General features: G+C 33.1%; 18 protein-coding genes. All 18 read right to left on the reverse strand.

Annotated features, from left to right (window positions below; translation table 11 throughout):
* Nucleotides 1-34: 34 nt before the first annotated feature.
* The gene (gene galE, locus M2R48_RS20565; protein ID WP_262087338.1) at nucleotides 35-1,054 is read right to left on the reverse strand and encodes a UDP-glucose 4-epimerase GalE; all 1,020 of its coding nucleotides are present in this window, start codon (nucleotides 1,052-1,054) and stop codon (nucleotides 35-37) included.
* Between the two features lie 17 nt (nucleotides 1,055-1,071).
* Complete coding sequence (gene pgi, locus M2R48_RS20570) at nucleotides 1,072-2,733, reverse strand: glucose-6-phosphate isomerase (protein WP_262087340.1); 1,662 nt, start codon at nucleotides 2,731-2,733, stop codon at nucleotides 1,072-1,074.
* Entirely contained in the window at nucleotides 2,730-3,989 is a 1,260-nt protein-coding gene (locus M2R48_RS20575) for a nucleotide sugar dehydrogenase (RefSeq protein WP_262087341.1), read from the reverse strand. Before M2R48_RS20575 ends, pgi begins: the two co-directional genes overlap by 4 nt.
* A gap of 14 nt (nucleotides 3,990-4,003) precedes the next feature.
* Complete coding sequence (galU, locus tag M2R48_RS20580; RefSeq protein WP_262087342.1) at nucleotides 4,004-4,879, reverse strand: UTP--glucose-1-phosphate uridylyltransferase GalU; 876 nt, start codon at nucleotides 4,877-4,879, stop codon at nucleotides 4,004-4,006.
* Between the two features lie 17 nt (nucleotides 4,880-4,896).
* Nucleotides 4,897-5,517 carry a sugar transferase gene (locus M2R48_RS20585; RefSeq protein ID WP_262087344.1) on the reverse strand — a complete coding sequence of 207 codons (621 nt, stop codon included), beginning with the start codon at nucleotides 5,515-5,517 and terminating at the stop codon, nucleotides 4,897-4,899.
* A 20-nt stretch (nucleotides 5,518-5,537) separates the two neighbouring features.
* Nucleotides 5,538-6,731, reverse strand: coding sequence for a glycosyltransferase family 4 protein (locus M2R48_RS20590; protein WP_262087345.1), 1,194 nt, complete (start codon nucleotides 6,729-6,731; stop codon nucleotides 5,538-5,540).
* A gap of 9 nt (nucleotides 6,732-6,740) precedes the next feature.
* On the reverse strand, nucleotides 6,741-7,871 hold the full coding sequence (gene wecB / locus M2R48_RS20595; RefSeq protein ID WP_262087347.1) for a non-hydrolyzing UDP-N-acetylglucosamine 2-epimerase: 1,131 nt from the start codon (nucleotides 7,869-7,871) through the stop codon (nucleotides 6,741-6,743).
* Nucleotides 7,872-7,882: 11 nt separating this feature from the next.
* Complete coding sequence (wbjC, locus tag M2R48_RS20600; protein ID WP_262087348.1) at nucleotides 7,883-8,995, reverse strand: UDP-2-acetamido-2,6-beta-L-arabino-hexul-4-ose reductase; 1,113 nt, start codon at nucleotides 8,993-8,995, stop codon at nucleotides 7,883-7,885.
* A gap of 1 nt (nucleotide 8,996) precedes the next feature.
* A complete protein-coding gene (locus M2R48_RS20605; protein ID WP_262087349.1) occupies nucleotides 8,997-10,031 on the reverse strand; it encodes a polysaccharide biosynthesis protein in 1,035 nt (344 codons plus the stop codon).
* A 9-nt stretch (nucleotides 10,032-10,040) separates the two neighbouring features.
* Nucleotides 10,041-11,162, reverse strand: a complete 1,122-nt coding sequence (locus tag M2R48_RS20610; protein ID WP_262087350.1) for a glycosyltransferase — start codon at nucleotides 11,160-11,162, stop codon at nucleotides 10,041-10,043.
* Nucleotides 11,146-12,405 (reverse strand): glycosyltransferase family 4 protein, encoded by a 1,260-nt coding sequence (locus M2R48_RS20615; protein ID WP_262087351.1) that lies wholly within the window; start codon nucleotides 12,403-12,405, stop codon nucleotides 11,146-11,148. Before M2R48_RS20615 ends, M2R48_RS20610 begins: the two co-directional genes overlap by 17 nt.
* A 64-nt stretch (nucleotides 12,406-12,469) precedes the next feature.
* On the reverse strand, nucleotides 12,470-13,714 hold the full coding sequence (locus M2R48_RS20620) for a hypothetical protein (RefSeq protein ID WP_262087352.1): 1,245 nt from the start codon (nucleotides 13,712-13,714) through the stop codon (nucleotides 12,470-12,472).
* On the reverse strand, nucleotides 13,715-14,629 hold the full coding sequence (locus M2R48_RS20625) for a glycosyltransferase family 2 protein (RefSeq protein WP_262087353.1): 915 nt from the start codon (nucleotides 14,627-14,629) through the stop codon (nucleotides 13,715-13,717). It lies immediately after the preceding gene.
* A gap of 4 nt (nucleotides 14,630-14,633) precedes the next feature.
* Nucleotides 14,634-15,887 carry an O-antigen translocase gene (locus M2R48_RS20630; RefSeq protein WP_262087354.1) on the reverse strand — a complete coding sequence of 418 codons (1,254 nt, stop codon included), beginning with the start codon at nucleotides 15,885-15,887 and terminating at the stop codon, nucleotides 14,634-14,636.
* 2 nt (nucleotides 15,888-15,889) lie between these two features.
* The gene (locus M2R48_RS20635; RefSeq protein ID WP_262087355.1) at nucleotides 15,890-17,005 is read right to left on the reverse strand and encodes a DegT/DnrJ/EryC1/StrS family aminotransferase; all 1,116 of its coding nucleotides are present in this window, start codon (nucleotides 17,003-17,005) and stop codon (nucleotides 15,890-15,892) included.
* Nucleotides 17,002-17,859, reverse strand: a complete 858-nt coding sequence (locus M2R48_RS20640) for a WxcM-like domain-containing protein (protein WP_262087357.1) — start codon at nucleotides 17,857-17,859, stop codon at nucleotides 17,002-17,004. The genes M2R48_RS20635 and M2R48_RS20640 overlap by 4 nt, the downstream gene beginning before the upstream one ends.
* A gap of 1 nt (nucleotide 17,860) precedes the next feature.
* Entirely contained in the window at nucleotides 17,861-18,736 is an 876-nt protein-coding gene (gene rfbA, locus M2R48_RS20645) for a glucose-1-phosphate thymidylyltransferase RfbA (RefSeq protein WP_262087358.1), read from the reverse strand.
* On the reverse strand, nucleotides 18,736-19,794 hold the full coding sequence (gene rfbB / locus M2R48_RS20650) for a dTDP-glucose 4,6-dehydratase (RefSeq protein WP_262087359.1): 1,059 nt from the start codon (nucleotides 19,792-19,794) through the stop codon (nucleotides 18,736-18,738). The genes rfbA and rfbB overlap by 1 nt, the downstream gene beginning before the upstream one ends.
* Nucleotides 19,795-20,095 lie beyond the last annotated feature (301 nt).

Below are 20,095 nucleotides of genomic sequence, written 5' to 3' on the forward strand. Positions count from 1 at the left end.
AGGCGCTTAATGCGCCTATTTTTTACTGTTAAATTTATGCTTGATAGCCTGTTGGATTTTGTTTTTGCCAATTCCAACTGTCTGCCAACATATCTTCCAAAGTATATTTTGGCGTCCAACCTAATTCTATATTAGCTCGCAATGCATTAGCATAAAAACTCGGCAAATCACCAGCTCGTCGGCTTACAAATTCTGAATTTATACTGATATTATTTATTTTTTCAAAAGTACTCTTAATTTGTAGTACTGAAATAGGCTGACCAGTCCCAATATTCCAAGCACGACACCCTTGGCTTTTTATTCTATTTTCAACAGCTAAAACATGTGCTTTTGCTAAATCGACAACATGAATAAAATCTCTTTCACATGTTCCATCTTGAGTTGGGTAATCATTTCCAAAAATAGAAAGCTTTTCTCTACGACCTACAGCGACTTGAGTCAAATAAGGCATAAGATTATTTGGAATACCTAATGGATCTTCGCCAATACGACCGCTCTTATGCGCACCAACAGGATTAAAATAACGCAATAGTGCAATCGACCAGTGCTTATCCGCAATTGATAGTTTTTCCAATAATTGCTCAACGATTAGCTTGGTATGACCATAATTATTATTCGGTAGACCTAGTTGCATATCCTCCTGATAAGGGGAAGAATTGCTTTCTCCGTAAACTGTTGCAGATGAACTAAAAACTAAATTAAAAACACCCGCTCTTTGCATCGCTTGTGCCAACTGAACTGATCCTGCAATATTATGATCAAAGTAAGTCAGTGGAATTTGTTGGCTTTCCCCCACTGCTTTTAAACCAGCAAAATGAATCACAGCATCGATTTTATTGTTTGAAAAAACTTGATCTAAATCACTTTGATAACGAATGTCACCTTGAACAAATTTTAGTGTTTTTCCAGTCAATTCTTGGACACGTTTTAATGATTCTTCTGAGCTATTTGATAGATTATCTAGAACAATAACCTCATGCCCAGCCTCAAGTAACTCCACACAGGTATGCGATCCGATATAACCTGCACCACCTGTTACTAAAATATTTGCCATAAATTTTTCCAGTATATCTACTCTTTACCCAGCAAGATCTTAATTAAACCTTGTGTTGAAGCATCCAGTTGAGACACGTCTTTTTCTTTACCATTGAGGATCGGGAGTAATTGATTGGCAATTTCTTTGCCTTTTTCAACGCCCCATTGATCAAATGGATTAATATTCCAAATAACCGATTGTACAAACACTTTATGTTCATACAATGCAATCAGCATCCCTAAACTATAAGGGCTTAGTTCTTGCAACAATAGCGTTGAGCTTGGTTGATTGCCTTCATACTGTTTATATACAGGTAAGTCTGATAATTCATTGGCATTTAATGCTGTGTTACCAAAAGCCAATAATCGCGACTGCGCCAAGCAATTGGATAAAGCCAAATGATGTTGTTCAATTAAGGATTCTGCACTTTCTGCATAGGTAAATTGATTCGAATTATAACGCTGTACTGGCGCAATAAAATCACAACTGACTGCATGGGTTCCTTGATGCAAGAGCTGATAAAAAGCATGTTGCGCATTTGGCCCCACTTCGCCCCAGACGATTGGGCAGGTGTTTAAATCAACTTTTTGATTATTTCTTTGAATCGACTTTCCATTCGATTCCATCTCAAGTTGCTGTAAATAAGAAGCAAAATATTTTAGACGACCATCATAAGGCAATACTGCATGGGTCTGAATATTTAAAAAATTATTATTCCATACTCCCAGTAACCCCATCAATACGGGAATATTTTGTGCAAATGAAGCTTTTTGGAAATGCTGATCAATCGCATAAGCGCCTGCGAGCAATTGTTTAAAGCCATCAACACCAATCTGCAATGCAATCGGTAAGCCAATACATGACCACAACGAGTAACGACCACCGACCCAATCCCAAAGTAAGAACTGGTTTTCTGGTGCAATTCCCCATTCTGTCATTTTCTCAGGTTTGGTTGAAACCCCAATAAAATGATGTTGGATCACACTGTTTTGCGTACCCAAATCTTTTTCTAACCACTGACGAACTGTTTGAGCATTGGATAAAGTATCAATGGTTCCAAAAGACTTGGACGAAATAATAAATAAGGTGGTTTCAGGGCGTAATTGGTGTAGTAAATCAGAAAGCTGACTACCATCCATAGTTGAAACAAAATGTACTTTTAATGGTTTAGCAGTACTGACTTTATAATCTGATAAAGCATGACTTACCATCAATGGTCCTAAATCAGAACCACCCACACCAATATTGACCACATCTTGAATCACTTCACCTGTCGAACCACGGCATTGTCCCGCATGAACTTTGTCAACAAGCTGATACATGCGATCTAATTGTTGATGTACCAATTCAGCCAGTTCAGGGTAATCTTGATCTTGTTTCGGTAAACGCAGTGCCCAATGCATTGCTGCTCGGTCTTCCGTATAATTGATCGATTCTTCGGTAAATAAACGTTTGATCCATTGTGTTAATTGTTTTAAATCTGCAAATTTAAACAAGGCATCGCATGCATTTTGGTCAATACGATGTTTACTATAATCAAAACTCAGTTGATTAAAATGTACTGAGAATTTATCAAAGCGCTGTGGATCTTGTTCAAATAAATCGGTTAAACGCAATTGCTGTTGTTCTACAGAAAGATTTTGCAAACTTACTAGATGCTGCTCTCTTTGGTTATTGTCTAATATAGAATTTGTCATACTCGCCCTACACCCTGATAAGTAAAACCTTGTGCTTTGACGAAATCTGGATCTAACATATTACGACCATCGAGAATCAAAGGATGGGCCATTTTCTGTAAAAGTTGTGAATAATCAGGACTCCAATATTGCTTCCAAGCCGTCAATAAACACAATGCATGTGCATTTTCTACGGCTTGATATTGATCATGACATAAAATCAAATCAGCGCGTTCGCCATAGAAATTGGCTACCCGCTCTAAAGCCTGAGGATCATGCAACTGTACAATTGCGCCTTGTGCCCAAAGTGCTGCAAGCATGGCATGAATTGGTGAATTCTCAATACTCGAGGTATTTTCTTTAAAAGAAGCTCCCCAAATCGCCACAACTTTACCTGTTAACTGCCCTTGATAGTAATTCCAGAGTTTTCTAAATAAAATTTCTTTTTGTTGTTCATTGATATTCCAAACCTGATCCAGCAATTGGCTTTTGATCCCTGAACCTGCCACTGTACCGGTTAAAGTTAAAATATCATGCGAGAAATTTTCACCACCAAAACCCACACCTGCAGATAAATATGATGCGCCAATTCGACTATCAGATGCTAATCCCTGTTTAACATTATGAATATCAATATTTAATTTTTCAGCGACTTGCGCCATATCATTCATATAACTGATGCGTGTTGCCAACATGCCTGAAATACTCAGCTTGGTAAATTCAGCATCTAAAAATGGCATAAACAAATATTGATGTTTTAACTGAAAAAAAGGTCTTAATAATTCTTTGATAATCTGTTGTGTCGCAGGTTGATCTACACCAACAATCACCTGCTTTAGATCGATAAAACTTTGAATCGCATTACCTTCTTGAATGGTGTCTGGCAAATATGCCCAATGATCAGCCACTAAAATTTGTTTTAGTTCTTCAGTACCTTGTAAACCGAATGTAGAACCATTGATCATCAGTCTTGGATGAATAATAGGAGAACGCTTTAATTCTTCAGCCAAGTGTTTGGCTTGATCAAATTCAGAAGGATTAAAACTAAATAAAAACACTTCACTTTGCAATTGAAGCTGTTTTAACCCAACCAATTGAATTGATTTATGCTTAATCTGTTTTTGAATGAGTTGATTTAAATCTTCATCTTGATAATGTACTGAGGATTGATGATCAGCGCCTACTTGGGGACACCAATACACGTGGTGCCCATATTCAGCAAACAAGCCAGCGAGTACGCCAGCTTGGAGTGTTGTGCCAAATACACAAATATTCATATCAGATCCAATTATTATAAATTCAATTCTTTAATAAGCTGTTTAAATTCTTCACCCAACTTAGGATGCTCCACAGCATAGTGTAATACTGCTTTTAAATAACCAATTTTGCTCCCACAGTCGAAAGTCTGACCTTTCATACGATAAGCTTCGACATTTTCTAATTTTTGTAATGCAGCAATGGCATCAGTTAATTGGATTTCATTGCCCGCACCTTTGGGCGTTTGTTCTAATAACTGCATAATCTTAGCAGGCAGTACATAACGCCCCACCACAGATAAATTTGAAGGTGCACTACCAACTGCAGGCTTTTCGACAATCCCTTTCATCACGATACTTTCACCCTCAACAGGTAAAGATGCTACATCGACAATACCATACTGATCCACAAGATGATCAGGCACAGCCTCTACCATAATTTGCGATGTTTTAGATATATTAAAACGATGAATCATTCGTGCCAGATCATTTTCTGTACTATTTTCTTTTACCAAAACATCTGGCAATAACACAGCAAAATCATCATTTCCAATCACAGATTTCGCACATAAAACAGCATGCCCTAAGCCCAATGGTTGAGGTTGACGGACACTAACCACGCTGACATGTTTAGGTAAAATTTCAGTAATTTCTTTCAGTAGATCAATTTTTTTCTTATTTTCTAAAGTTGTTTCCAGTTCAAAATTACGATCAAAATAATTTTCTATGGATGCTTTTGAAGAATGTGTCACTAAAATGATTTGTTCAATTCCAGCAGCCACAGCTTCTTTGACAACATACTCAATTGCTGGACGGTCAACCACTGTGACCATTTCTTTAGGAATTGATTTACTTGCAGGTAGAAAACGAGTACCTAACCCAGCAACAGGTAAAATGGCTTTTTTGATCATGATTTACTTTAACACTATTAATGATTGGTCGATTTAGTATCAGTTGTATCTGAACCTGAAAAACGGCTTGCTCCAACAGCTTGGTCTGGTGAATCTATGCCTTCTTTTTTAAACATAACTTTAACGGTTTTAAACATGATTTTAAAATCGAGAAAAGTTGACTGTCTTTCAACATACTGTACATCTAAGTCAAATTTTTCTTCCCAAGATAAATTATTACGTCCACTCACTTGAGCCAGACCAGTCATTCCTGGTTTAACATTGTGTCGGCGCAATTGATGGGCCGTATAGTGTTCTACAAATTCAGGAAGCTGCGGTCGTGGTCCAACAATACTCATATCACCTTTTAAGACATTAAGTAATTGTGGCATTTCATCTAAACTGGTTGAGCGCAGTTTTTTCCCAAATGGCGTAATACGCTGATCATCTGGTAAGGGTTGACCATCTTTATCAAAAGCATTTTTCATAGAACGAAACTTCATCATTCTAAAATGTTTACAATCTTTTCCTGGGCGCTCTTGATAAAAGAAGATAGGGGAACCTAAATTTTTACGTACCTTGTATGCGACTAAAAGAAAAATAGGCGACAGTAATAAAAGTGCTATTGACGCAATAATAATATCAACAAGTCTTTTCATTACTATAAAACCTCAATTTCTTATTTAATATTAGAGACATATTGCAAGACCTCTACTATTTTTTTCATTGCTACTGGCTCAGAATAATTATTAATTAAAACTTCTCTAGACGATTGTATATTATCTTTTGAAGTGTTTTCTATGATCTCTAGTATCGCTTTTGCTAAAAGCATAGGGTTTTCAGGTGGAACAATCCAACCAATTTGATGCGCTTTAATCATACAAGCAACTTCAGAGTATTCATCCATAATCGCCAATAAAGGCTTATCAGCAGCCATTGAAAAATAAGCTTTACTCGGCACTCCTAAACCCAACATTCCATCAGCTAGAGTCACAATAGCAATATCTCCAGCATTTAATCCCTTAGATTTCGCATTCTGTTTCACAGGTCCAATATATTGTATATTTGGATCATTTAATGTTTCTATTGCGTGATTAAGTTGTTCGACATATGCCCCATCCCCCATAAATAAAAATTTAGGTCTCTTAGACGGTTCTATCAGCTTAATCGCTTCAATAATATTATCTACACCTTGTACACGACCAATATTACCAAAAAATTGAAATACTGGTGACTCATTTTCCCAATTTAATTTTTTCAATATCTCATTTGAGCTTTTTTCTTCTACTTCAATATCATTTTCATCAATCCAATTTTGGATCACAACACTATTACTTTGATTTGTTTTGGTGTCGACTAAATCTTTCATATCTTGGCCAATCACAATCAACTTTTCAGGAGTTGCATAGAAAACATCAAAAACTTTTTTTAAAATTTTATAAAGAAAATTTTCCTTTTTCAAAACCTTAGCAGACACTAAGTTTTCAGGAAATACATCATGAACAAGCAATACCCATTTAAAACCTATCATTTTTTTAGCAAAGTAAATGACAATCAACAGAAAAATAGGAGTGGTTCCAGTAAACACGAGATCTTGTTTTTTAACATTTTTTAATACTTTAATAAAAAAACGAAAAGAAATGATCAATTCAAAAAACAACCTTTGAATCAAACTCTTCTTATTCAAATTCAAATCTTTAACAATGATGCTTTCAGGATCGATAACATCATTGTTTTTGTCTTCTTTGATAATCAAGCATAGCTCAGAACCATATACCTTTTTCAAATGGATATATAACTTATGAAATAGATATCCTGTCGTATTTTGATTTGAATGATAATATTCCGTTACTAAGTATGTCTTTTTCATCATCTAATTGCCTTAATATTTTTTCCAAATTACACGATTAACATAGTCTGTATAACTTAAGATAATGCGTGCTACTTTTTCTGAAACATTTGGCATACTGTAATCTTCGACTAATCGGAGCGTTCTTTCATCCCCTCTCGCTTGGTATTCTAAAATCTGCAACCCTTGCAAAATACGTTCAGAAGTTAAGCCAACCATCATGACTGCTGCTTCCTCCATACCTTCTGGACGCTCATGCGCCTGTCGTAAATTCAGAGCTGGAAAGTTTAGAATAGAAGACTCTTCATTAATCGTTCCACTATCAGATAAAGCTACTTTGGCACAAAGTTGTAATTTATTGTAATCACTAAAACCTAGGGGTTTTAACAATTGTACTAACGGATGAAATGTTACGCCCATTTGTTCGATACGTTTACGTGTTCTAGGATGAGTGGAAACAATCACAGGATAATTATATTTTTCCGCCACGGCATTTAACATTTCAACCAAATCCAAGAAATTTTGATCTGAGTTAATATTTTCTTCACGATGTGCACTCACAATAAAATATTCGTGCTCTTTCAACTTCAATTGTTCTAATACATTTGAAGCTAGAATTTTCTCTTTATAATAGGTTAATACTTCAAACATTGGGCTACCTGTTTTGATCACAAGATCAGCGGGCAAACCCTCAGTAAGCAAATAATCACGGGCAATCGTGCTATAAGTCAAATTAATATCAGCAGTATGATCTACAATACGTCTATTAATCTCTTCAGGCACTCGCATATCAAAACAACGATTCCCCGCTTCCATATGGAATGTCGGAATTTTACGTCTCTTTGCTGGAATAACGGCTGTACAACTATTGGTATCACCTAATACTAATAATGCATCAGGTTGAGCTTCCTCTAGAACCCTGTCTACTGCAATGATAACATTACCAATTGTTTCTGCCCCAGTAGCACCTGCTGAATTTAAAAAATAATCTGGCTTACGTATACCTAAGTCCGTAAAGAAAATTTCATTTAATTCATAATCATAATTTTGACCAGTATGTACAATAACGTGATCAAAATATTTATCGCATACGGCCATCACACGAGATAAACGAATAATTTCTGGGCGAGTCCCCACGACTGTCATTAATTTTAATTTTTTCACAAAATAACTCTTTAATTAGATAATGGCATTGCATATGTATCTGGTTTTGAACGGTCAAATATTTCATTTGCCCATAACATCACCACCATTTCATCATCACCAATATTAGTAATGTCATGCGTCCAACCAGGTACTGTTTCAACAATTCTAGGCTCTTCACCAGAAGTTTCCAATTGATAAAACTCACCAGTGATCACATTTTTAAACTTAAATAAAGCCTTACCTTTAATGACCAAAAACTTTTCTGTCTTGGTATGATGATAGTGCCCACCACGTGTAATACCTGGATAAGCTGTAAAATAAGAAAATTGTCCCGCATCAGGGGTTTTCAACATTTCTACAAATACGCCACGATTATCACCATATTTTGTTACGCTATAATCAAACTGCTTAGGGCTAAAAAAACTTAAATATGTTGAATACAAGGCACGTATTAAACCGGTACCTACTCGATCTGTAATCAAAGACTCTCTTGAATCTTTAAATCCATAAATCGTTTCAGCAAGTTGCCCTACGGAAATTTGATATTCAGGTTTAATTTCAAATGACTCATTTGCTGGATATTTTTGATTTAAAATATCCCAAATCGTTTCAACGACATCATCAATATAAACCAATCGAATCAGTGCATTTGGATCGTTGATTTGTATAGGTAAATCATTTGCGATGTTATAACAGAAGGTTGCAACTGCTGAGTTATAGTTCGGTTTTGACCATTTACCAAAAATATTGACCATTCTAGAAATGTAAATTGGATTTCCATTTTCTTGATTCAATTTAGTTAATGCTTGTTCTCCACCGAGTTTACTTTGACCATAGATATTATCTCTTTCTGCCTGAATAGAAGAAGATAATATAATTGATGTTTTTTTCTTATTGATCAGCAGAATGTCACAAATTTTTTCAGTAAGTGAAACATTCCCTTCTACAAATTCATCATCATTTTTAGGGCGATTTATACCAGCTAAATGTACAATCCATTCAGCCTCTAAAACTAATTGCTCTAACTCTTGCTCAGTTGAATTGCGATAATATTTCAATACTTCAATATTTTCTTTCTCAGATAAATACTGTATTAAATTTTTAGCAACAAAACCATTTGCACCAGTAACCAAAACTTTCATTTTAAACCTCAGGTGATTTGTAAATGCCATTGGTTAAATCACGGATAAATTCAAGTTTAAGCAATAATTCTTTCATCCCATCTACATCTAAGCGTGTTGTATTATGTGAATTATAATCTTCATATTCAACAACTTTGGTATTACCATCTTCAATGTATTTTTCATAGTTTAAATCACGCTGATCTGCTGGAACTCGGAAATAATCACCAAGATCTTCAGCACAAGCTTTCTCTTCACGACTAAGAAGTGCCTCAAATGCTTTTTCACCATGACGGGTACCAATCACATTGATTTGGTGGTCTTTCTTATTAAGCATTTGTGTAATTGCGCGTGCTAGTGTATCAATGGTTGCCGCAGGCGCTTTTTGTACAAAGATATCTCCATTTTGACCATGATTAAATGCATACAGTACAAGATCAACCGCATCTTCAAGCGTCATCATAAAGCGAGTCATATGTGGATCTGTTATTGTAATAGCTTTACCAGCGCGAATTTGATCAACGAATAATGGAATAACTGAACCACGAGAAGCCATAACATTGCCATAACGAGTACCACAAATAACAGTGTTAGTACCTTCAAGATTACGTGATTTTGCTACCATAACCTTTTCCATCATTGCTTTAGAAATCCCCATAGCATTGATTGGATAAACAGCTTTATCAGTACTTAAGCAAACAACTCGTGTAACTTTATTTTGAATTGCGGCTTCCAGTAAATTTTCTGTACCTAAAACATTTGTTTTAACTGCTTCTAAAGGATAGAACTCACATGAGGGGACTTGCTTCAGCGCTGCAGCATGAAAAATATAATCCACTCCACGTGTTACATTTAATACTGAGTTAAAATCACGGACATCTCCGATATAAAATTTAAGTTTAGATGATTGATACTTTTTACGCATATCATCTTGTTTTTTCTCATCACGACTAAAGATACGGATTTCTTTAAAATCGCTGTCTAAAAAACGGTTTAGTACAGCATTACCGAATGATCCTGTACCACCAGTAATTAATAATGTTTTTCCATTGAACATTATGTTCTCCTATTTACTATCATCTTGGAAAGATAAAATTAAATCTAAATATCGTTGAGCCCGTTGTTTGGGATTTGAAAAATTAAGTACATATTGTTTAGCCGATTCTAATTTTTCAACATCTTTGAATCCATTATCATTTACAAATTTATAAATCATATCTGCAGTAGATTTAGGATCTAAAGGATTAAAATAATTAGCGTAATCTTTGCACACATCTCTAACAAAATGTCTATCTGATGCAAATAAAGGCTTGCCCATAACCATAGCTTCTAGAGGGGTGGCCGAAAAACATTCTAATAGACTCGGAAAAATAATTGCATCCATTTCCTTATAAAACCTAGGGCATTGGTCAATAGTCAATGCACCAACATTATTAACTAGTCCTCTAAATTTCTCACTTTTATTTTTCCACTCTAAGTCATTGAAAGTAACATAAAAATCAATATTGAGGTTATACTCAGAGGCAAGTATAAGCTTCAAATCTGCAAGAAAATCAGTATTTTTATGTGGGTAATCTCTTCCAACGAATCCAAATTTCAAATTATTATTACAAGCAACTACTTTTTCTTTTGCCCATCTCTCTGGTGAAAAATAGATAGAATTTAAACAATTGTAAACTATTTCAATTTTATTCTCGGTAAAACCTTTTTCAATTAAAGCTATTTTAACATGTTCAAGTTCAGTAATTAACTTATCATTTCTTTTAAAGAATAAATATTGAAAGAAATATTTAACATTAATTTTTATTTTATTAAATAAAGAATATTTTGAGTAAATTTCATTTTTAGTATAAATAATCCATGGTTGTGCAAAACCTGTAATCATTTTTTTTGGTTTAAAAATAGAATATAGAGGACCAAAAACAGTTAAAACTAAATCATATTTTTTAATAATAAAATCAATGCCTTTCCATACCGCGGATAAACCATAAGTATTTAGAATAGTATAATCATAAAATTTAGAAAAATCGGTATTAAGTTGCATTAAGGATTCATTGACTTCGTCTGAAACAAGAACGGAAATTTCTAAGCCATTGAGATCAAGTAGTGACAATTCAAATATAACCGAAATGGCAACTTGCACTCCTCCTCCACTATGCAAATTTGAAGCATTAAGTAAGATATTCATCAGTATAACCTTTATTCATTACCAAATTATAAATTAACTCGCACTGTGCAATTGGGTTCTTTTTTGTAAGAATAAAAGTCTTTGCTGAATTACCTATTTTCCAACGTTTAATTTTATCCATACTACAAACATCAATTATTTTATCCTTCAGATCAGTAATCACAGAATTGTCTGAGGATGAGTAATCAAGATGAAAACAAAAATTAAAATACTCATCTGGAACTCCTTCTAAACGGTACATTAATGTAGGTGTACCTGAAGCGAAATACTCCATAGTTTTTGACGGAAAAGAATATTTTGTAAAATCTTGTCCAGGTAACCGTGGATTAATGAGTAAAGTAGCATTTATTTGTAACTTTAAAACTTCAGCACGAGGAATTTGACCTAAATAATTTATTCGGCTATCTTTTTTTGCATAATTGATCACTTCCGAGTACAAAGGTCCAGCCCCGCACACTATCAGACGATAATTAGGATTATCGATCGCTGAGAATGCTTGCAAAAGATTTAAAATACCATTTCTCTCATCAATAGCCCCAGAATAAAATAAAACTACTTCTTCTGAACTTAATTTTGGGTTTTGATCTACAAATTCATTATTAAAAATGCCTTCAACAACAACCCAAGGCTTTGTTCCAACAGGTATTTCATCAGCCATATATTTACTTAAAAATACAAAAGCATCTACTTCTTTATAAGATTTAGAAATAACTCTTGCATCTTGATTTAATACAATACTGCCTATCAAACTCTTTTTGCTCCCTGTCATTCCATGCAAATCAGGTACAATAAGACATAATGTTATCTCAATTTCAGAATATTTAGATTTATATATACTAAGCGCTTTTAAAAAGGGTGGATATAAATCATAAATAAAGAAAATAATTTTTTCATTTTCTTTATTTATTTTTATAATCTCATCAAGAATTTTCATAATTTTTATAAATTTCAAATAATGTTTAACATAAACAATATTTAAAAAAGAAAAACTTTCACCTATTTCTTTCCCATCTCGATAAATCTTGCTACCAGACATAGAAATTTTTTTGTATTTTAGAGGATAAGCTCCTACATTTGGAAAATTCAACAAATATAAAGTCGGTAGAAAATGATGTAATCCTGTATAAATACTCCATTGCAATGCATTATTTGCATTAGCAATTTGACCATTACTTAAGTTTACTATTTCCGAAGTTAGTTCATCCGGAAATAAGCTGGATAAAAAAAACGATTTAACAGTCATATCAATCCTACTTATCAAAAGATATTAAAGAATATAATATCTTGATTTATGAAGTACTTTAACATCACTTCACACTTTTCATGTCATTATATGTAAATATGGAAAAAACAGCTAATAACAACACCGTATTACTTACCTCATTTGAATAAAAATTCATACCTTTTAAATAATATAAAAATAAAGAGCATATAAAAATTAAAAAGAAAAAAGTTCCAAATGTTTTTGAAATATTCTTAAATAAAGGGTTTAAAAAGTATAATAAAATAAAGCCAAGAAAAACTGTTGGAACAAGACCGAACATGAATATATCTTGAATCAAGCCTATATCTGAACCTACTGGATACGCTCCAACTATTATTTTCCCTTCCCCCCATAAGAAATGCATTATATCTTCTGGAAAAAACCACATATAGGATAAAGTTTCAAAAGTTCCTGTCGATTTTCCTTCTGATAGTTTTTTTAACTCTTCCACACCCTGCATTAACCTGAAAAAATAATCAGTCTGCAAATAATCAATACCAATAAAAATAAAACCTAAACTAAACATTAAAACTAGTAAAATAAATAGTTTTACTTTCCTTTTGTATAAAAGATATAATGGAGATACGATCAACCAAAGTGCAATTGGAACGAGACCAATTCTTGCATTAAGTATTACGCTTAAAATCATGCCGAGAAAAAGAAATAGATATGTAATCTTTTCTGATATTTTTTTTGAAAAAATAAAATAATAAACACTTAATAAAGAACATAAACCCATCAACATAGGAAATGTTGACGTATAACCTGTAGCAAGGCCAAACGATCTTAGCCCACTCCCAAAATCATTTGATATATCTTGTATTGAATTCTGTCTCGCTGTTGCTAATGTCCAGTCTCTAAATGCTGGAACAGTTAGTGCTAATATTACAAAAAAAAGTTGAATAGCTCCAACCTTTATAATAAAATCACAAAAATCTTTAAAATTACATGAATATATTTTACTATAAATAGATAATATTGTTAATGCACATAGAAGACTAAGTATAATTAATAAAAAAGAATACCCTCTTAATAAGGCATCATCAGCACCAAATAAATATAAAACAAACAAGTACATAAAAAATAACAAACAAATTGATATAAATATCAAAACTCTTTTACTTGATAAATATGTCAAAGTTTGACTAATATTTATAAAAAAATATCCAATTGCAAAAACACCCAGTAGGTACATTAAATTAAAACTAAAAAAATTCCCTGGATTAAATATATATAAAAAAGCATATAAATAGAGAAATGTTTTTGAAAAAAAACTATTAGCCAACACTTACCCTCTCCAAATGAAAATAAGCTTTATTAATGATTTATAAAAATTTAATTCTTTAAATTTATTAAAAGATTTAATCATCCCTTTAAAAGCATATATTTTACTAAATCTATATGCAGAGAAAAAAACAAACCTTCTGTAATTCCACATATTAATCGCATCATTATACAATGGATGATTCTTATATTTATTTATAGTTAACAAATGTGAATCAGAAACATCCATTCTCATTGGCATACGCTTTCTTTCAGAACCGATAGCTTCTGGCGAACGATAATAATATAGTTTATCATCAATAACACCGATATCTGTAACTAGTGCTATTTTTAAATATATATCATAATCCTCTGCAGTAACATTCGGATCAAAGCCATTTATAATATTTTTTATTAAATAAGTTTCATACATTCCAGTAACGGGTAGATGAATCTTAAATGTAAATATATCATCAAAAATTATTTTATGAATCAAGCCTAAATTATAATTTCCGGTTTGACTTGTTAATACTTCATTCAAATCATTAATAACATATGCATTAGTCACACAAAACTTTTGTTTCATATTAGATAGCAGATATTCAACTTGAATAGAAACTTTATTTTCATGATAGAAATCATCAGAAGAACAAATACTCCAGTAATCTCCTTCACACCACTCTAATGCTTCATTTAATGTTGTACTTAAACCTTTATTCGATCTATGCCTAAATTCAAAACGAATAAAGCGATTCCTACATTTTGTTATCATTTCTTGTATTTTTATAATTGAATCATCTTTTGATCCATCATCAATAATAATAAGTTCTATATTCTTATAAGTTTGGTTTACCAAACCTTGAATGCAGTCTTGTACAAAGTTTTCATGATTATAGCAAGGTATGACAATTGAAACCAAAGGCTGACTTTTTTCACTCATATTTTCACACACATTCTTTTAAAGATTTAAAAACAAAAAAACTCATAATAATCCAATATAATGCATAATTAATTAAATGAGCAATTGAGACACCTTCAAAACCAAAACTTTGAGTACACACATAAGTTAATCCAATTGAAATCATTGCAAAAATAATTTCTGTAGTTATAAAAAGCCTTGTCATAGCTTTACTTAACATCAAATATGCAAGTATCCAGCTACCGATTTTTAGAGAATCACCTATTATTTGCCATAAAAATAAATCTCTCATTGGCAGAAAGGCTTTGCTAAACAGCAATACAATTATCCAATCTCTTAATAAATAAACAAAGAAACCACTAACAACAGCTAGAGGAAATATAAATTTATAGCCAAGATAAATTTCAGATTTTATTTCCTGTATTTTTGATAGCTCCGAAAGCCTAGGTAAGTAATATACACCTAAAGTAGTTGTTACAAGCATTAAGTAAGCTGCGCTCAAACGAATCATGGCTTCCCAGTAGCCTGCATATGTTAGTCCATATTCATATGTCAAGTAACTTCGAATAACTATTTGTGAAAGAGGAACACATATAGCGCTAACCAAAGCCATCAATGCAAATGCTGCAAATTTTTTTGCGATACTTGTGTCTATTTTACCAAATAAATATGCCAGTCTAAACCAATCGGATTTATAACATAAAAGTAAAGTAATAAAAAAAGCTAAAGATTGATAAATTGAAAGTGCAACTAATGCTCCATATAAATTATACTTGATTGCCAAGATACTTGTAACTGCAAGAGAAAACAAACTGCCGAGTACATTTGCAACAACAAGCTTTAATATTTCTTTTTTTCCATTAAGTATTGCCAAAAATAGTGAGTTAAAAGTAAAAAAAAGTAAAAAAATTGCAAACCATACAAATACCAATTGATATGTATCGGTATGAAAAATATAAATAGAAAGTTTTTTTTGAAAAATTAAAATAAATAATGAAGAAATTAAACTAAAAAATAAAACAATACTTCCAGCTGTTTTCCATATTTTTTCTTGCTTACTTTTATCGTCATTGTATTCCGCTGTATATTTAATAACAGCTGTATTGATAGCACTTCCTGCAAAAGTTGTTATCATTTGTATGAAATTTTGAAATTGCCCAATTGCTGCATAACCTGTGGGGCCAACATAAACAGCCAAAATTTTATTCAGTATAAACATTGTTGCTGTTTTAATTAAAACAGCAACTCCATTGAGTATACTCGTTTTGAGTAAATTCATTTTTATACTTTAAAATCATTGCAAAGTTGAATTACCACTTCAGCTTCTTCAAAACTTAAAGTCGGTCCAATTGGTATGCTTATTACTTCCGCATGAATTTGCTCTGAGATTGGATAGCTTAAATCATTCCACTCTTTGTAAGCTTGCTGTTTATGTGGAGGAATAGGGTAATGAATTAAAGTTTGAATGTTATGGTCTGCTAAATATTTCTGTAAAGTATCTCTATACTCTGTTCTAATTACAAATAAGTGCCAAACATGCTGTTGGTATTTTTCAGCATTTATATTACTTAATGGCAACTCAATTAGAGGGTTATTAATCTTCTCAAGATATAAACTGGCAATTTTACGACGATGTTCAACCTCTTGATCCAAGAATTTTAATTTAACATCTAACATTGCAGCTTGAATTTCATCTAGTCTACTATTTACTCCTGGTACCAAGTTCTTATATTTTTCATGGGATCCATAATTACGAAGCGCACGTAACATTTGAGCAAGTTCTTCATTATTGGTAGTTACAGCACCTGCGTCACCGAGGGCACCTAAATTTTTCCCAGGATAAAAACTGAAGCCTGAGGCATCACCCCAATTTCCAGCCTTTTTCCCATTTATTGTAGCACCATGCGATTGTGCTGAATCCTCTAAAACAAGTAGATTATGCTTATTTGCAATTTCTATAATTGCAGGCATATCAGCTAATTGACCATATAAATGAACAGGTAAAATAACTTTTGTTCGCGAAGTAATTGCTTCTTCAATTTTTGAAATATCGATATTATATGTTCTAATATCTGGCTCAACTAAGACTGGTTCTAAATTATTTGCTGTAATTGCTAAAATACTTGCGATATAAGTATTTGACGGAACAATAACCTCATCACCATCTTTTAACCTACCAAGCTCTTTCCAAGCACGCAGTGTTAAGATAAGTGCATCTAAACCATTTGCAACCCCAATTGCAAATTTTGTTCCACAATATTCAGCAAAATTTTGTTCAAATTTTTCCAGTTCATTCCCACCAATATACCAACCAGAGTCAATTATTCGTGTACAAGCCTCTATTAGCTCTGTTCTATATTGTTGATTAATATTTTTTAAATCTAAAAAAGGAATCATTCTTCTATATATCCTTTGATTATTGCTGGATTTCCAACTACGATTGCATTTGCAGGAACATCTTTGGTTACAACTGCGCCAGCGCCAATGAGTGCCTTTTCACCTATTCGTATACCAGGTAATATCGTTGCGTTTGCTCCGATAGTTGCTCCTTTCTCAACAATAGTTTTTGGAAACTCATCAGGATATTGCTTTGAACGTGGTTTCTTGTCATTAGTAAAAGCAACGCATGGGCCAATAAAAACATTATCTTCTAATGTAATGCCATCCCATACATAAACACCCGATTTAATTGTGACGTTATCACCAATCTGTACGTCATTTTCAATCATGGTATGCGCACAAATATTACAATTTTCACCAATGACTGCTTGTGAAAAAATCACACTATATTGCCAAACTTTTGTTTTTTGACCAATATTTTTAGACTTTACGTCAGACAAGGGATGAATATAAGGTTTATTCACGACCTTGAGAAACTCATCATAGTTTCGAATATAATCTTGTTCTGAAAAATGCTCACTTGCAAGAACAAGTAAAACACAATCTTCAGAAAAATCATGCATTTCACGCCATATTAAACTTTCTATTACCAAGCCCTTGGTAGCTGAGTCCAAAATGACTTCTTCTTTCTTATAACCATTATCTAAAATGAAACGACAACTTCCTTTAAGGCAAATTGCAACCTGTTTCAAATCTATATGAGCATGAAATCCACGAGGTTTATTAGTGGTATTAAAAATATAATATAAACGCTTTACTTCAAAAGGAATGGAATGATTTGATTCAATTGCAACCAATCCACCTCTTTCATCGCCAAAATTTGGCAAATCGATTAATTTAACTAGGCTCATTTTAGTCATTTACCAAAGAAATCAAATATTGACCATAGTCATTCTTACTCATGCTTTGACCGATTTGTAAAACTTGTTCTTTAGTTAACCAACCATTATGTAGCGCAATTTCCTCTAAACAAGCAACTTTATAACCTTGTCTTTTTTCTATCGTTTCGACAAACTGAGCTGCTTCGAGTAAACTTTCATGCGTACCTGTATCTAACCAAGCAAAACCACGACCTAATAACTCCACGTTTAAATCGCCACGCTCTAAATACATTTGATTTACTGTGGTAATTTCAAGTTCACCACGATCTGAAGGCTTCACACTTTTGGCAATTTGAATAACATCATTGTCATAAAAGTACAAACCAGTCACTGCAAAATTTGATTTGGGATGTTTTGGTTTTTCTTCTAAGGAAACAGCACGTTTCTGATCATCAAACTCAACCACACCAAAACGCTCAGGATCTTTAACTTGATAACCAAAAACCGTTGCACCTTTTTGACGTGCTACTGCTTGACGTAGCATAGGTGTAAAGCCTTGACCATAAAAGATATTATCGCCAAGCACTAAACAAACATTACTATCACCAATAAAATCTTCACCAATAATAAAGGCCTGTGCTAAACCATCTGGACTTGGTTGAACTGCATAGCTAAGTTCTACACCAAACTGTGCCCCATCACCCAATAATCGTTTAAAACCATCAATATCGTCAGGTGTGCTTATAATTAAAACTTCTCGGATTCCAGAAAGCATAAGTACAGATAATGGATAATAAACCATCGGTTTATCATAAATAGGAAGGAGTTGCTTAGATACGCCTTTAGTAATCGGATACAAACGCGTACCTGAACCACCTGCTAAAATAATACCTTTTGTTGTTGTCATTACGCAGTTACACCTAATCGTTCACGTTGATAGCTACCATCTTGTACTCGACGGCACCATTCTAAATTATTTAAATACCATTCCACAGTTTTACGAATACCTGTATCAAATGTTTCTTCAGGCTTCCAAGCTAAATCTTGAGCAATTTTACTTGCATCAATTGCATAGCGTAAATCATGCCCTGGACGATCTTTAACAAAAGTAATCAATGTTTCATATGATTGATTATTTATCTGGGGTTTTAATTCATCCAAAATTTTACAGATGGTTTTTACCACTTCAATATTTTGTTTTTCGTTATGTCCACCAATATTATAAGTCTCACCAACTGCGCCTTCTGAAACAACCTTATAGAGTGCACATGCATGATCTTCGACAAATAACCAATCACGGATTTGATCACCTTTACCATAGATTGGTAAAGGCTTAGCATCCAATGCATTTAAAATCACCAATGGAATTAATTTTTCAGGAAAATGATAAGGGCCATAATTATTGGAGCAATTGGTCACAATTGTGGGTAAACCATAAGTTCTTTGCCATGCACGAACCAAATGATCTGAACTGGCTTTACTTGCAGAATAAGGAGAACTTGGCGCATACGCTGTTGTTTCAGTAAACAGATCCGTAGTCCCTTCTAAATCACCATACACTTCGTCGGTTGAAATATGGTGAAATCTAAACTGTTGCTTTTGGTGTTCACTAAGCGCTAACCAATATTTTCGGGTAACTTCCAACAAAGTATATGTACCCACAATATTAGTGGTAATAAATTCAGCAGGCCCATCAATTGAGCGATCTACATGTGACTCAGCAGCTAAATGCATCACTACGTCAGGCTTAAATTCAGCAAATGCTTGAGTTAATTTTTCGACATCACAAATGTCAATTTGCTTAAATTGGTAACGTGAGTCTGAATCAACTTCTTTTAAAGACTCTAGGTTGCCAGCATAAGTCAGCTTATCAATATTTAATACTTCATCCTTTGTATTTTTTATAATATATCGTACCACTGCTGATCCAATGAACCCTGCACCACCAGTCACCAAAACTCTCATACCCTAATCCTGCAAATCATTTTTTAATAAATCTAATAGTTAAAATGTTCCAATAATAAGCTCATCAAAACATCAGAATCTTTTTACATAAGGATGATTTCTATCCATTTTCATACTAAAAGATTATATCCAAACTCAAGTTAAAATTATATATTAAACGGTATCAAACAAAGCCAAATAATTTTGACTTTCATCACCTTTCAAATTTCTAATGAATTACTTTATTCTTTTTAAATTACAAAATCATTGAATAGATACAAGTCAACACACTTCTTTTTCGGTTTTAATACAATTACCCCTT

It is taken from the genome of Acinetobacter sp. I-MWF (genome assembly GCF_025433935.1).
GTDB lineage: Bacteria > Pseudomonadota > Gammaproteobacteria > Pseudomonadales > Moraxellaceae > Acinetobacter > Acinetobacter guillouiae.